Here is a 13,464-nt window from a genome sequence, read left to right on the forward strand (position 1 = left end):
TATGGCGCTTCCACCGCTCAGTGCTACCCTACGCCGCTATCGAGAAAACCTCACCCGTTCCAGCGCCATCCAGCAAGGCTTGCTCAACCTCAGCATCTTTTTAATTAGCTTGTTGCTGCTCTCAATCACGACCTATTTTTTCGTGCAAGATGCGCTCTCCAACCGTGCCGACAATGATCTTCGCCAACGCATGAGCGTGCTGCAAGAACGCCTCTCCGATGATGACTGGGAAGAGGAAGATGATGAAGGCGATTCACCCTATAAAAAACTCAACCAATCGATGCAAGGTGACGACTTCTTTCTGGTACTGACTGAATCTGATTTGGAGCTGGATAACAATAAAGCCTTTAGCCAAACCGGCTTAAGCACCCGCGTGTTAAAGCGCCGCAATACCTACCGCAGCGATAAAAACAAAGACACGCGCTACCGCATTTTGGTTGAAAAGCGTGATGGCATGGTCTTCGTCGTGGGCATTAATAACGACAATGATCAGGAGATTATTGAGATCGTGATGTCGGCGTTTATGCTGAATGCATTGATCGCGATGATTTTTACTGCCCTCCTCGTGATTTATCTCGCCAACCGCTCTCATCGACAAATCAGGCTTATTGAACATGTCCTCAATCACGCGGCTCAAGGCGATTTAAAACAACGCATCGGACCATCAGACAAAAACAATGACCTTGGCCATGTCAGCGATCAAATCGATACCATGCTATCACGACTCGAAACCTCGATGACCGCCATGACCGATATCTCTGCCAATATCGCACACGAATTAAAAACGCCGATTTCACGCTTGCGTCATGACCTGATCACCGCACTCGATCAGCACGAACAAGGCAAAGATGTCGAGGCTGCGCTGAATGACGCCTACGAGGAAACCGGCTATATCACTGAAACCTTTGACGCGCTGTTACGCATTGCACAGATTGAAGGCGGCGCACGACGGGCAAACTTTACCTCGCTGAATTTACAGTCAGTGATTGAAACGGTGTTGGATATTTATATTGAAGTTGCTGAAGATGCGGGAATGACATTGCAGTTAGCCGCCCCATCAACAGCGCAATCCAATAAGCCAGTTATGATCCAAGGCGACAAGGAATTGCTAGTGCAAATGCTGGCAAACCTGATTGAAAATGCCATTCGTTATTGCCCTGAAGGTACGACAATTTCAGTTGAATGCGTCGAGCGCAATGGGCGCATTCAACTCAGTGTTGCGGATAATGGCGCAGGAATTCCGGAAGCGGAGCGCGAGCAAGTGTTTCAACGGCTATATCGGGTTGATAAAAGCCGCAGTGACAAACGTGGCACGGGGCTTGGCTTGTCACTGGTTAAAGCCATTATCGAGCTGCATCATGCGACCATTACACTGGAAGATAACAAGCCGGGCTTACGTGCGGTTATACTGTTCACGCCGTAGCTCACTCGGGCTTTGCCCATAAACGGCTCTGAAACATTTAGCAAAATAACTCTGCGAGCTAAAGCCCGTTGTCTGTGCAATGGTGCTAAATGGAAGGCGCGTTTCTTCAACCATTTTTTTGGCATGCGCTAAGCGTAATTTCAGATAGTAATAACCCGGTGGCATCCCCTCATGACGACGAAATACATTTTCTAAAGTGCGCGTGGTTGTGCCAATTTTATTCGCCAGTCGCGCGATTGAATAAGGCTGCTCTATATTGCCTTCCATAACCTCGACCGCAGCCCCCAGCGTTTCTGATTTCATCCGTAAACGCAGGTAGCGAATGCTCCGGTGCATTTCTGTTTCGCTACGCATTCTATCCTGCAAAAACTGCTCAGAAACACGCGCCGAAAAGTCATAGCCATGATCTCTGGCGATCATATATAACACCATGTCCAGTGCCGAGATCCCGCCGGCACAACTGAGAATATCCTGATTAACGGTAAAGAAGTTTTCTTGCAGCACAGTACTGGGGTACAACTCCTGAAATGCCGCTCTTTGCTCATAGGCAAGCGTGCAACCAAGGCTATCCAACAGGCCTGCTCTGGCCAAAATAAAACTGCCACTAGACAGGGCCGCTAATCGGCAATGCTTCCGGTGTAACTGAGAGAGCTTCCTAAACACAGGGCTATTTTGATACAGCGCAGCCTGTCGAAAGGCGCAGACAAATAGCGTCGTGCAATCCAGCGTCGCTTCAGAGAAAAACTGCTGTGTTTGCACCGAGATCTGATTAGAGCTCAGCACCGTATCCGAGCTGATATCCCCGCTGTATAACGTCAGCTCATACAAGGGCGAGTTGCTCAACGTGTTAGCGACAGTTAAGGCCTCGACTGCCAATGAAAAAGACGTGAGCGCGAACCCCGGAATTAACAGAAAACCGACGCGCTGTACCTGGCTATTCATCCACTTTCCCTACCTGCTTATCAATCATACGCATTGGTCATCATTGTTTTCGCATTTGTTATAGCAGCCATAGCCCGATCCTCACAGAATAGTTTGCTCTGAAACCTCACTGACACCAAACCGACTATGAATATACCAGCACCTGCTACGCGTGAATTAGCCAGTCAGAGCCTCTCGTTTGACAGAATTCCAATTGTTGATATCGGTCCTTTACTCAATGGTAGCAACCCTCAGCAAGTTGCCAGAGAGATCGGTGATATTTGTGAAAACATCGGATTTCTCTACATCAAGAATCATGGCATTAGCGAGCAATTAATCAACGATGCTTACACCCAAGCTGAGGCGTTTTTTGCCTTACCTCAAGCCGAAAAAGACAAATTAAACATCGTAAACTCAGGCCCGACGCTGCGTGGCTACATCCCCATTTACGGTGAAAACGTCGACCCTAAATTTACCAAGGATTTTAAAGAATGTTTTGATCTTGGCAAGCACGAAGACGCTGTCAGTCCGTTTTTTGGTCCTAACTTGATGCCGGAGCAGCCTGCAAAATTCACTGAAGTATTTGAAGCCTATCATGAAGCCATGATGGCATTGGCAACACAACTAGTCAGCGCCATTGCCCTTAGCCTTGGTTTGCCTGCTGACTACTTTGCCAAGCGCCAACAAAAGCCCATTACCATACAACGCCTGCTGCACTATCCACCACAACAAGGCGATATATCCGTTAAAGAAATCGGCGTGGGTGCGCATACTGATTACGGTTTTCTAACCATTTTGGCACAGGATGATAAAGGCGGTTTGCAGGTACAAAACCGTGAAGGCGAATGGGTCAATGCACCACCGGTGCCGGGTACTTTTATTGTTAATATTGGTGACTTGGTGCAAACACTCACGAATGACCGCTATATCTCCACCATGCACCGCGTGATTAATACCAGCGGGCAAGAGCGCTACTCCTTACCTTTCTTTTTAGATATGGATTTTGATGCGGTTGTTGGGCCAGTACCTACCTGCATCAAGTTTGGGGAGCCGGCAAAATACGCGCCGTATCGTTGTGGAGAGCACAAGTATCAACGCTTTGTGAATAGCTATGAGCACTTACAAAAGGCAGCACTCATCGCATAAGCGTTTAAATTAAAACCAATCCGCCGTGCAACTCATTCGCCACGGCGGATTGGACAGACTTGTCTAGTGTACGGGGCTGAAGTGCTAAGCGCACTCCCCTTCAGTGTAGCTTCTCACCTTAGGATCGCTACACGCCGAGCAACTATTTGAATACGTCTTTTTCTTCATCATAATCACCGCAGGACAGGCCATACCCGGTTTGCAGACAGGCGCTTCCGCAACATTCCCGCAGACAGGCAGGTATTGCATGGTACACATTTCAGGGCGTGGGTCCTTGCATTGAGTCACAACTGGTGTGCTTTCTTCTGGTGGTACAATGCCTATGGGCTCTTCAGGAGCAGGCTTTGTCGCACCCATGCATGAGACTAAAAAGCCTGCCACCACTGCCATTAAAATAGTTTGCCAAATGTGTTTCTTCATACCTGTCTCCTTATTTGATTAACAACGCTAAAAGCCACCAAAGGCCTTATCGCATGTTAACCAGTAAGGTGAAAAAGATACACTGCTTAATTTAACCTCAATACTCCACCGCCTCAAACTCAATCCCATGCAAATGAAAGTAAAAACGCCGTCCTGGTGCAGTATCATTCTCATTATGAATAGCAATATTTGAGTTCAGCACCATTTGTTTTATCTCATCTAAATCATCCACAACAACCCCAATATGATTCATTGCACGATCAGATAAGTAAGGCTCCACCGGCTCTCCCGTCAATTTCGGCGGCGTGTAAAGCGCCAAATAAGAATGCTCACTCCCCACGTGTACGGTATAACCATTATCTTTAGAATCACCCTGCCAGCGAACCTTCCAACCCAGCAGCTCACACAACGCTTGCGCCAGCTCAATAGGCTTTTCCACTGTAATATTTAAATGTTCCACTATTGCTGCTTTCATCGCTTTTCTCCGTTTGTTAAGTCAATGGTGGTAGCATGAAACCTCAAGTTAACTTTAGATCAAGGCTTTTATGGCATATCGTGGAAATGAATTTATCGCTATCGGGAAACTAGCCGAACGTACCGGCGTCGCGGTATCGGCATTACGGTTTTATGAGGAAAAAGGACTGGTCAAAGCCCTACGCAGCAGTAGCGGCCATCGACAATTCAAACGCTCAGATATTCGCCGCATATCATTTGTACTGGCCGCACAGAAGCTAGGCTTCACACTGCCAGAAATACGCGAACAACTAGATAGCCTGCCCGATGCAAGAACACCGACCAAAGCCGATTGGGAAAAATTAAGCAGGAAATTTAAAGCAGAAATCGAGCAACGTATCGCAGGCTTGGAACAACTACGAGATACACTAGACTCGTGTATCGGCTGCGGCTGCCTATCACTACAAAAGTGTCGCCTATACAACCCCGATGATCAAGCCGCAGAACTAGGAGCCGGCCCCAGATATCTAAAAGGAAACACCCCACCCTCTCAGACAACATACCAAAGTAGGCCAAAGCATCCCGCAGAATAAGCGCCTTCCGACGCAGGAGGCGAAGCGTTTATGCGGGATGCTTTGACCGAAACTAGGAAGTGATTACTTCTTAGCCCAAGCAAACTGCTTGAATGCATCATCAACTGGCGTTTCAGCAATGTGATTCACATAGTTGCTCATCACTTTCTGAGACAAGCCCAAAATGATTTCCAGCAACTGACGCTCACCATAACCGGCCGCGTAAAACGCTTTAATTTCTTCCTGAGTCAAGTTACCACGGCTGCGAACCATCGCCAGAGTCGTGTCATGCAGTGCCTGCAACTTCTCAGTTGGCATTGGCTCGCTGTTTCTCAGCGCTTCAGTCAGTGCTGGATCAACTTTCATTGAATGCGCGATACCAGTATGAGCCGGTACGCAGTAATGGCACTCGTGCTCAACGTTAATCGTCTGCCATACCACCGTCAGCTCTTCTGCATCAAACGATGAGTTTGCAAATAACTCATGCAGTACTTGGTAGCCTTCCAGCAAGCCAGGTGCGCTCGCCATTACGCCATGCAGGCCAGGAATCATGCCATAGGCTTTGAATGATTTTTCCAGAAACGGCTTGCTCTCTGCGGGTGTTGTCTCTAAATCATGAATGGTAAAAGTAGTCATTTTTTCTCTCCAGATGGTGCGATTAAGTAATGCCCTTTAATAGGCGTTTGTGTTCGATGGAGAGGACTATAAATAAAATTGAACGATTGTTCAATATATATTTGAACAAATGTTCTAAATAGTTTTCAAGGCACAAAAAACCGAAGCCGTATATTCCTATACCCTGCTCCGGCCAATGTGTTCGGTTAAATGATTTATTACTGTTTTACATAGATCAGCTTGTCAGTATCAAAGCCAATTTCAGCCGCTCGCTTTTCAAAGCGCTCAATCAGCTTAGGGTCGACCGTTTTAGTTCTGGATAGCAACCACAGGTATGACAAATCAGGGCCGGAAACAAAGGCGTAGTTGTAGTTTTCTTTATCCAAATCAAACACCACATAAGAGCCATAAAATGGTCCAAAGAATGAGACTTTGAGGTAGCCAGTCGTTGGATCATTCACAAACTTAGCTTTACCAACAGACTCGCTCCACTTGTTTTTAGTTGTCGAGAATCCGCGATTGGTGACTTTCACCGTGCCATTTTTATTCAGCTCATACTCGGCAGTCACCTGCTCTAGGCCGCGCTCAAAGGAATGGTCCAGTCGGGCAACTTCGTACCATTTCCCCATATAGCGGTTGATATCAAAGTCTTTAACCGGCGTTACACCCGTCGGCATACCGGTGCAGCCACTAAGAATAAGTGCCACGCCAGCTAGGAAAAGTGTTTTGATTGCGTTCATTGCTTAAGCTCCTTACAAGCTCGAAAAATTATAAGCCTAAAGTAGCAAGCGCGATGTCGATATAACGTGAAGGGAATTGAGTCTAAACTACCAAACGTAAACCAACGCCTTTAACGGTCTGGATCATGGGCGTATCAAAGGGATTATCCACGCCTTTACGCAGATTATAGATATGACTGCGCAGCACATCAGTATCCGGCACATCGCTCCCCCAAAGCTCCTGCTCAATGGCTTCACGGGTGACCACTTGCGGGTATTCACGCACCAGTATATTTAAGATTCGAAAACAGGTTGGCGAGACTTCAACCGGCTGCCCTGCCCGCGTAATTTGCTGGCTGCCGACATCTAACACCAGATCACCCACCGTAAGTTGCTTCGTCGTCACCTGCCCACGATGGCGTTTGACCAACGCTTTAAGCCGCACCACCAACTCCTGATTTTCAAAGGGCTTCACCAGATAGTCATCCGCGCCATGCTCAAAGCCTGTCAGCTTATCCTGCAACTGATCACGTGCCGTGAGCATCAATATTGGCGTATCAATTTTATAGGTTTGGCGCAGCTCCCGACAGATCGTAAAACCATCCATACCCGGCAAATTCACATCCAGAATAATCGCATCAAACGGTTGGCTTCGGGCAAGTTCCAGCCCTTGTGTGCCATTGCTGGCATAGTCCACATCAATAGCTTCAGTCGCCAGATAATCACTTAATGTCTCAGCCAGTAGCCGATGATCCTCAACCAGTAACACCAACATACTTACGCTCCTTGTAATTCTTGCGGCTCATTATCAGCAGGCAATCCAGCCTGTCCGGTGAGGTAGTCAAATAACAGCAGGCTCGCCCGATACTGCTCACCCAGCTCACTACGATAGATATAAAAACCTTCAGGTCCGACAATCGCCGGTGCGGCTGCAAATTGGCGCAGTGAGCCATCGGCTAGTAAGTCTTTTACCAATAATTGACGCCCCAAAGCAATGCCCAGCCCTTGTTTGGCCAACTGATAAGCGATCAATGAATTATCAACGCTCCAGTCTTGCTTGCCTTTATTGCGGCGCTGACTAGCGATGGCATCCACTAAAGCCGATGGCAGTTCAGACTCTGCCGCCTGCTCCAGCCACCAATCCCATTCCCGATAATAACCGGAGACATGAATCAGCGGTAACTGGCTAATGGCCTCATCGGATAAGTGACTGGCGACCACCGGAAACAGCTGATTATCCAGAAAGCGAACGGTGGATGACTTCTCTTGTTTTTTATCGACCATGCCATAGCCAATGACCAAGTGAGCGTTATGACTTGAGACGCCTGGCTCCCAAATGTCGTGCGAGATTTCAATGGAGATATCCGGATGCATACGCCGAAATTCTGCCAGCTGAGGGCAAAGCACCAGACTGCTATAACTGATATTGCAGCGCAGATTCACTCGATTGGAGACCTGCCGCGCAAAAAACTGATTAGTCACGCTATCTAACTGACGTACCAAATCCCGCGTATCCAGCCAGTAACGACGGCCCTGTTCGGTCAGGCTCAATCCATGTGCATGGCGTTTGAATAGCTGGCAATTGAGCTGAGTTTCCAGACCCTTAATTTGTTTGCTGACTGCCGCCTGAGTAATATTTAACTCCATTGCTGCCTGAGTGAAGCTGGCATTTCTGGCAGCGGCTTCAAAGCTTCTCAACCAGGTTAATGGAGCTTGCTTACTCATTCGGTGATGTCCTCAGGTGCGCGATAAATACCGATTAGTGTACCTAAATTCCGGCATAAGCTATAACTATTTCCCTGTCTCAGTCTGGTGGTTTTTCGTTTGCGGGCGGGTTCACATTGCAGACAAAATCAGCTACAGAAACCGCAAACCCTAACCATAGAAGACGACCATGCCAGAACTATCCATTTCACGCCGCACGCGTAGCACGCCCTTTACTTCGCGCCTAACTGAAGCCGGTGTTAAAGGCTACACCGTTTATAATCACATGTTGCTGCCAACGGTGTTTCGTAGCGTCGAAGAAGACTATTATCACCTCTGCCAACACGTTCAGGTGTGGGATGTTTCCTGCGAGCGCCAAGTACAGATTCAAGGGCCGGATGCGAACAAATTAGTGCAATGGATGACGCCCCGCGATATCTCCCAAGCGCAGGATGATCAATGTTTTTACCTGCCACTGTGCGACGAACATGGCATTCTAATTAACGACCCCATCGGCATTAAAGTGGATGAGCAAACGTGGTGGCTAAGCATCGCCGATTCGGATGTGCTGTTGTGGGCCAAAGGCTTAGCGCTTGGCGCGGGGCTGGATGTAAGAATTACCGAGCCCAACGTGTGGCCGGTCGCCATTCAGGGGCCAAAAGCGGAAGTGTTGGTCGAGCGTTTATTTGGTGAAGGGGTGAGAAATATTCGCTTCTTCCGCTATCAACGGCTGGCATTTCGGGGCCATGAAATGATTGTGGCGCGCTCCGGCTGGTCTAAGCAAGGCGGTTTCGAAGTCTATGTGGATGATGCCGAAGTCGGCCAAGCGATGTGGGATGAGCTATTTTTGCAGGGCGAGGATCTCAATGTGGGTCATGGCAGCCCAAACCTGATCGAGCGCATCGAAAGTGGCTTACTCTCATTTGGTAGCGATATGGATTATCGCCATACACCGCTGCAATGTGGCTTAGATAAATATTGCCACCTTGATCGCGACCTTCCTAGCATGAGCCTTGAGGCGCTACGCCAGCAAAAAGCTGAAGGCGTTCCCTCTAGGCTTATCGGCTTGGCCGCACCGCAAATGCACCAACTGCCCGCAGACATGAAAGTACGATTGGAAGGCAGCATAGTCGGCGAAATCACCTCTCACACCCTATCGGCTAAATACCATGCATGGCTAGGCTTTGCGATGCTAAACTCTGCCGCAATCCGCGCCGCGCTCGAGGAAAATAGACGCCTCACCGTAAAAAGCGGTAATGTTGAATATCAGGTAATTTGCTGCGAATTACCGTATGATTTTGCCAAATTGAACCTTGCTGAACGTAATACCTGAGGAACCCCTATGTCCCGAGCTGACCAAACACTCAAACTGCCTGCCATGTACGACTCACTGAGTGAATCACTGGGGCAAAGTGCCAACTTTGTACCACTCACGCCGATCGGATTTTTATCACGCACGGCGGATGTATATCCCGATACCACCAGCCTGATTTATCAATCGCAGCGCTATACTTGGTCGCAAACCGAACAGCGCTGTCAGCAGCTGGCCCATGCGCTAAAGCGCTTAGGGATTGGCGCACATGATACGGTTTCAGTACTCGCCTTTAACACGCCGGAAACCTTCGAAGCACACTTCTTTGTGCCGATGGCTGGCGCTGTACTGAACACCATTAACACTCGCTTGGATGAGGAAACCGTTCGCTATATTCTGAACTTTGCCGAAGCCAAAGCCGTGCTGGTTGACCGTGAATTATTGCCACTCGCGATTCAAGGCATCCGTGATCGCGCAGAAGCAGGCAACCCGATTCCGGTCATTTTAATTGATGACCCGCATGCGGCAACACAGCCAGAAATTCCGGATGATCTATCGATTTATCTGTATGAGGAATTGTTGAATAAACCGGTTAAGCGCAGCGAGTATCTGCCTTACCAAGTTGCCAATGAGCTGCAGCCGCTGGCGATTAATTTCACCTCCGGTACCTCGGGCAATCCTAAAGGCGTGGTTTATCATCACCGTGGTTCTTATTTGATGTCTATGGGTACGATTGCAGGCTGGCCATTGCCACTGCACCCGACCTATCTGTACGCCGTGCCACTGTTCCATTGCAATGGCTGGGGTCATGCCTGGACGATGACCGCCATGGCGGCAACCGTAGTTTGTGTGCGTAGTATTGTACCAAAAACTATTTTTGAGCTGATGCAAACTCACGAGGTAACCCACTTTGGTGGCGCGCCGATTGTGTTGAATATGCTGGCCAATTCACCCGACTGCCCTGCACGCATCTCAGAAGATCGAGTTGTTTACTGCATGACGGCTGGAGCGCCACCACCAGCGCCAGTACTCGCCAGAATGGAGTCAATGGGCTTTGAAGTCATGCATGTGTATGGCCTCACAGAAACTTATGGCCACATCCTGCAAGGCACTTCACAAGAAGCTTGGCGCACGGCTGATCAGGATAAAATTGCTGAACTAAAGTCCCGTCAGGGTGTGCGCTTTCCAATGACCGAATCCGCCACTGTTATTAATCCGGAAACACTGAAGCCCGTCGCGCACGATGGTGTTGAAATGGGCGAGATTGTGATTCGCTCCAATACCATTATGACAGGCTATTTAAAAGATGCTGAAGCCACTGAAGAGGCATTCCATGACGATTGGTTCTGGAGTGGCGATTTAGCAGTAATTCATCCGGATGGCTATGTACAAGTTAAAGACCGCGCTAAGGATATTATTATCTCCGGTGGCGAGAATATTTCCTCAGTTGAAATTGAGAATGCGCTGTATAAACACCCTGCGGTCAGTGATGCTGCGGTAGTGGCGATGCCGCATGAGAAATGGGGTGAAACGCCTTGTGCTTATATTGAAATCAAGGTTGGAGTGCAAGTCACTGAGCAGGACATTCTGGATCATTGTAAGCAGCATTTGGCTGGATTTAAAAAGCCCGGGAAAGTGGTGTTTGGGGAGTTACCGAAAACCGCGACGGGCAAGATTCAGAAATATGAGCTGCGCAAACGCACCAGCTAACCAGCTAACCAGCTAACCAGCTAACCAGCTAACCAGCTAACCAGCTAACCAGCTAACCAGCTAACCAGCTAACCAGCTAACCAGCTAACCAGCTAACCAGCTAACCAGCTAACATGATGATTAAATGGCTCGGTTTTACCAAGCCATTTTTGGTTTTTAAGCAGCGTATTCAGATTTGATTTTCGTGCGCCATGTATCGATGGTGGCGGCATCTGCGCGATCAGCCTGATCGAAATAGAAGTGCCGCTTTACACGCAAGCCACAATACTCATAAATGCCCATATCTGAGGCAAGTGACAAGGCTTTGTCCATGCCACTTTCCTCATACTCTGCCGTGGATTTTCCATGCGTATTAATAACCACGACCTGCTTTCCCACCAATAAGCCTTGTTGCACACCTTGATCATAGCGGTAGGCAAAACCATAACTAAACACCCTGTCGATATAACCTTTCATAATTGCCGGTAAACCCGTCCACCAGATCGGATAGATAAACGTAATACACTCTGCCCATGTAATAAACTCCTGCTCTCGTTTTACCTTACTTGCCACCTGCCCCGCTCGCTGGCCTTGCATATCCTGTAGCGAAAGCACGGGGTTAAAATTCAGCTGATACAAATCCCTCACTACCACATCATGCTGCTGCGCTTGCAAGTGATCTGCCAGCGTTTGTTTCAGCGTGGCATTTAAGCTATCTGTATTTGGATGGGCAAAAATAATTAGGTGCTTCATGCGTCGGACTCCTATTTCTATTTCAAAGATGAAACCAGAATAAGAGATCGCGGTGCGCGGGGATTGTATGAAAACGAAACTCAGCCAGTCGGCCCGCAGATATCCTGCTGAAATTTGAGATATTGAGAAGGACTCAACTCAAAGTAATACTGAAAATCCCGAATCAAATGGCTTTGATCGTAGTAACCACAGGCCTCAATAACGTCATGCCAATCAATATTGGAGCCAGCAGCGAGCCTACTTTGTACTTGGCTGATCGCCTGAGAAAAACGTTGATAGCGCTTAAACTCCTTTGCTGAATAACCCAAGTATTTTTTGTGATGTGCTTGGATGGTACGAGTCGTTTTTTGCTGTAACTCTGCGAGAGATTGAACTGTATCAGCTTTGGCATTTTTCACGTTTGAGAGCTGTTCAGAGAATGGCGTGCGCTGTCGGATATAGGGTTGGCTAAAATCGAGAATGTAGTTTACTCGACTGTTCGTGTCAGCCTCCTGCTTAAGCGCCTGCCATAGTGTCGTAAAACAACTTTCATCCACTAGGTTATCTGGGTGTATTGCCGTATTTTTCTCTAAAGGTGGAGACTCGAAGAAGCGATAAAATGCATCATCTTTAAAACTGACCACCAATATCTCAGCGCCGGGTGGCAAGGCGTATTCGAAAGCCTGCTTAATTGGCCCAAGCACTAAGCATTTATCCAGAGTGATTTGTGAATTTTGCCTGCTGCGAAGCGTGACAGCTTCACCAAAACTGAAAATCATCATCGACTGAAAAGATGGTAATAGCGTTTTGGTGAGACTGCAGCTTGAGTGATTTTCGGCAACATAAAAATGCGAGAAAAGCGCTTCAAAGGCAGCCGGAACATCAATTCGTTGGCTTACATAATTTAGGTTAATGTCTGCCATCTACGTCACTATTTCTGCTTAAGTAACTTCTTGTAAAGAGGAGACTTAGCATCGGTAATTTTCTGCTTATAAAGCGCAATGTCGCCGTTATAAACCTCCGCAACTATCTCTATCAACTCGGCATTGAACATATCCTTTGGTCGTGGAAGATAACCTGCATTTTTCATCTCAAACAACTTCACCGGACTCAGGCTAAATGGAGAGCCCTCCTTCAGGGGCTTATAACCGCTAGTTTGGTGAGCCGTTAGAGGGCGCGCATCAACAACTTTCAGATCAATTTTTTCCTTAAGGGTTTTGCTCGCGCTACTTAGATTTTCAATCGAGAAATAGTCGTCATAATTCTCAAAAACCAAAAAATCCTGCTGAGGCCTCCAGTGGATATTGCCATCACGGATATCAGTATCTAGCAGGCTTCTTACAAAGAACTCAAAGGTAACCGCCTCGGGCTTGATGCTCCTGTCATGAAGGTCTACGTAGCTCCAAAGGTCTAAATCTCTCCCAACAATTTTATCTAAATAAGCACTAACAAGGCGAGAAAAAGGGTCGCGCAATATTACAAATGCATACTGGCACCGAACAAGGTCCCTTAGCTCTGCACTGAATGTTCCGTTATTTTGATGTATCCAGTTGTAGTCACGTTTGTTCTTAATAAAGCCATTGGCCATGGCAACACTAAGCCGCATGGTCGAACAGGCATTTTTTGGAATAAAGCTATACAAAGCATCTTTTCGATATAAGTTAAGCGCGTGTTGCTGTGCAAAGCGATGCTTTGTATTTGCATGGATTGACTTGAGTGACGCAGTCGCATATTTCATATAATGCATGCTGGATTCCT

General features: G+C 47.7%; 15 protein-coding genes. 5 read left to right on the forward strand and 10 right to left on the reverse strand.

Annotation, left to right across the window (positions count from 1 at the left end; genetic code table 11):
* Position 1 precedes the first annotated feature (1 nt).
* Positions 2-1,423: a sensor histidine kinase gene (locus LEUMU_RS25795; RefSeq protein WP_022952498.1), complete on the forward strand. Its 1,422-nt coding sequence runs from the start codon at positions 2-4 to the stop codon at positions 1,421-1,423.
* Here the strand turns inward: LEUMU_RS25795 and LEUMU_RS0111840 are convergent.
* Positions 1,394-2,365, reverse strand: a complete 972-nt coding sequence (locus LEUMU_RS0111840) for a GlxA family transcriptional regulator (RefSeq protein ID WP_022952499.1) — start codon at positions 2,363-2,365, stop codon at positions 1,394-1,396. The two genes, LEUMU_RS25795 and LEUMU_RS0111840, sit on opposite strands and share 30 nt — an antisense overlap.
* Positions 2,366-2,491: 126 nt before the next feature.
* Between LEUMU_RS0111840 and LEUMU_RS0111845 the strand changes: the two genes are divergently transcribed.
* Positions 2,492-3,490: an isopenicillin N synthase family dioxygenase gene (locus LEUMU_RS0111845; RefSeq protein ID WP_022952500.1), complete on the forward strand. Its 999-nt coding sequence runs from the start codon at positions 2,492-2,494 to the stop codon at positions 3,488-3,490.
* An 84-nt stretch (positions 3,491-3,574) separates the two neighbouring features.
* On the opposite strand, the gene LEUMU_RS25800 is transcribed toward LEUMU_RS0111845, so the two are convergent.
* Both LEUMU_RS25800 and LEUMU_RS0111855 read right to left on the reverse strand, forming a co-directional pair.
* Positions 3,575-3,910: a hypothetical protein gene (locus LEUMU_RS25800; RefSeq protein WP_022952501.1), complete on the reverse strand. Its 336-nt coding sequence runs from the start codon at positions 3,908-3,910 to the stop codon at positions 3,575-3,577.
* A 97-nt stretch (positions 3,911-4,007) separates the two neighbouring features.
* Positions 4,008-4,385 (reverse strand): VOC family protein, encoded by a 378-nt coding sequence (locus LEUMU_RS0111855; RefSeq protein WP_022952502.1) that lies wholly within the window; start codon positions 4,383-4,385, stop codon positions 4,008-4,010.
* Positions 4,386-4,455: 70 nt separating this feature from the next.
* Here LEUMU_RS0111855 and soxR point away from each other — a divergent pair, with 70 nt between their 5' ends.
* Positions 4,456-4,956, forward strand: a complete 501-nt coding sequence (gene soxR, locus LEUMU_RS25805; protein ID WP_022952503.1) for a redox-sensitive transcriptional activator SoxR — start codon at positions 4,456-4,458, stop codon at positions 4,954-4,956.
* Positions 4,957-5,019: 63 nt separating this feature from the next.
* Here the strand turns inward: soxR and LEUMU_RS0111865 are convergent, their stop codons facing one another.
* From LEUMU_RS0111865 to LEUMU_RS0111880, 4 genes are all read right to left on the reverse strand, one after another.
* Entirely contained in the window at positions 5,020-5,571 is a 552-nt protein-coding gene (locus tag LEUMU_RS0111865) for a carboxymuconolactone decarboxylase family protein (protein ID WP_022952504.1), read from the reverse strand.
* Between the two features lie 197 nt (positions 5,572-5,768).
* Entirely contained in the window at positions 5,769-6,290 is a 522-nt protein-coding gene (locus tag LEUMU_RS0111870) for a lipocalin family protein (RefSeq protein ID WP_022952505.1), read from the reverse strand.
* Positions 6,291-6,372: 82 nt separating this feature from the next.
* Positions 6,373-7,044 (reverse strand): response regulator transcription factor, encoded by a 672-nt coding sequence (locus tag LEUMU_RS0111875; protein WP_022952506.1) that lies wholly within the window; start codon positions 7,042-7,044, stop codon positions 6,373-6,375.
* A 2-nt stretch (positions 7,045-7,046) separates the two neighbouring features.
* Entirely contained in the window at positions 7,047-7,994 is a 948-nt protein-coding gene (locus tag LEUMU_RS0111880) for a LysR family transcriptional regulator (RefSeq protein ID WP_022952507.1), read from the reverse strand.
* 169 nt (positions 7,995-8,163) lie between these two features.
* On the opposite strand from LEUMU_RS0111880, the gene LEUMU_RS25810 reads away from it, so the two are divergent.
* Both LEUMU_RS25810 and LEUMU_RS0111890 read left to right on the forward strand, forming a co-directional pair.
* Complete coding sequence (locus tag LEUMU_RS25810) at positions 8,164-9,306, forward strand: dimethylsulfoniopropionate demethylase (protein WP_022952508.1); 1,143 nt, start codon at positions 8,164-8,166, stop codon at positions 9,304-9,306.
* A 9-nt stretch (positions 9,307-9,315) separates the two neighbouring features.
* A complete protein-coding gene (locus tag LEUMU_RS0111890) occupies positions 9,316-10,995 on the forward strand; it encodes an AMP-binding protein (protein WP_022952509.1) in 1,680 nt (559 codons plus the stop codon).
* Positions 10,996-11,151: 156 nt separating this feature from the next.
* On the opposite strand, the gene LEUMU_RS0111895 is transcribed toward LEUMU_RS0111890, so the two are convergent.
* From LEUMU_RS0111895 to LEUMU_RS25815, 3 genes are all read right to left on the reverse strand, one after another.
* Positions 11,152-11,727, reverse strand: coding sequence for an NAD(P)H-dependent oxidoreductase (locus LEUMU_RS0111895; RefSeq protein WP_022952510.1), 576 nt, complete (start codon positions 11,725-11,727; stop codon positions 11,152-11,154).
* An 80-nt stretch (positions 11,728-11,807) separates the two neighbouring features.
* Positions 11,808-12,629, reverse strand: coding sequence for a helix-turn-helix domain-containing protein (locus tag LEUMU_RS0111900; RefSeq protein WP_022952511.1), 822 nt, complete (start codon positions 12,627-12,629; stop codon positions 11,808-11,810).
* Between the two features lie 8 nt (positions 12,630-12,637).
* Positions 12,638-13,453: a sulfotransferase family 2 domain-containing protein gene (locus tag LEUMU_RS25815; RefSeq protein ID WP_022952512.1), complete on the reverse strand. Its 816-nt coding sequence runs from the start codon at positions 13,451-13,453 to the stop codon at positions 12,638-12,640.
* Positions 13,454-13,464: the final 11 nt, after the last annotated feature.

Origin of the sequence: Leucothrix mucor DSM 2157 (genome assembly GCF_000419525.1) — a bacterium.
Classification (GTDB): Bacteria; Pseudomonadota; Gammaproteobacteria; order Thiotrichales; family Thiotrichaceae; genus Leucothrix; species Leucothrix mucor.

Bases quoted from the DNA above. Each gene is read 5' to 3' on its own strand.
- LEUMU_RS25810 (WP_022952508.1), top strand. From the start codon at position 8,164: ATGCCAGAACTATCCATTTCACGCCGCACGCGTAGCACGCCCTTTACT.
- soxR (WP_022952503.1), top strand. From the start codon at position 4,456: ATGGCATATCGTGGAAATGAATTTATCGCTATCGGGAAACTAGCCGAA.
- LEUMU_RS0111880 (WP_022952507.1), bottom strand. From the start codon at position 7,994: ATGAGTAAGCAAGCTCCATTAACCTGGTTGAGAAGCTTTGAAGCCGCT.
- LEUMU_RS0111890 (WP_022952509.1), top strand. From the start codon at position 9,316: ATGTCCCGAGCTGACCAAACACTCAAACTGCCTGCCATGTACGACTCA.
- LEUMU_RS25795 (WP_022952498.1), top strand. From the start codon at position 2: ATGGCGCTTCCACCGCTCAGTGCTACCCTACGCCGCTATCGAGAAAAC.
- LEUMU_RS25815 (WP_022952512.1), bottom strand. From the start codon at position 13,453: ATGCATTATATGAAATATGCGACTGCGTCACTCAAGTCAATCCATGCA.
- LEUMU_RS0111855 (WP_022952502.1), bottom strand. From the start codon at position 4,385: ATGAAAGCAGCAATAGTGGAACATTTAAATATTACAGTGGAAAAGCCT.
- LEUMU_RS0111865 (WP_022952504.1), bottom strand. From the start codon at position 5,571: ATGACTACTTTTACCATTCATGATTTAGAGACAACACCCGCAGAGAGC.
- LEUMU_RS0111900 (WP_022952511.1), bottom strand. From the start codon at position 12,629: ATGGCAGACATTAACCTAAATTATGTAAGCCAACGAATTGATGTTCCG.
- LEUMU_RS0111845 (WP_022952500.1), top strand. From the start codon at position 2,492: ATGAATATACCAGCACCTGCTACGCGTGAATTAGCCAGTCAGAGCCTC.
- LEUMU_RS0111870 (WP_022952505.1), bottom strand. From the start codon at position 6,290: ATGAACGCAATCAAAACACTTTTCCTAGCTGGCGTGGCACTTATTCTT.
- LEUMU_RS25800 (WP_022952501.1), bottom strand. From the start codon at position 3,910: ATGAAGAAACACATTTGGCAAACTATTTTAATGGCAGTGGTGGCAGGC.
- LEUMU_RS0111895 (WP_022952510.1), bottom strand. From the start codon at position 11,727: ATGAAGCACCTAATTATTTTTGCCCATCCAAATACAGATAGCTTAAAT.
- LEUMU_RS0111840 (WP_022952499.1), bottom strand. From the start codon at position 2,365: ATGAATAGCCAGGTACAGCGCGTCGGTTTTCTGTTAATTCCGGGGTTC.
- LEUMU_RS0111875 (WP_022952506.1), bottom strand. From the start codon at position 7,044: ATGTTGGTGTTACTGGTTGAGGATCATCGGCTACTGGCTGAGACATTA.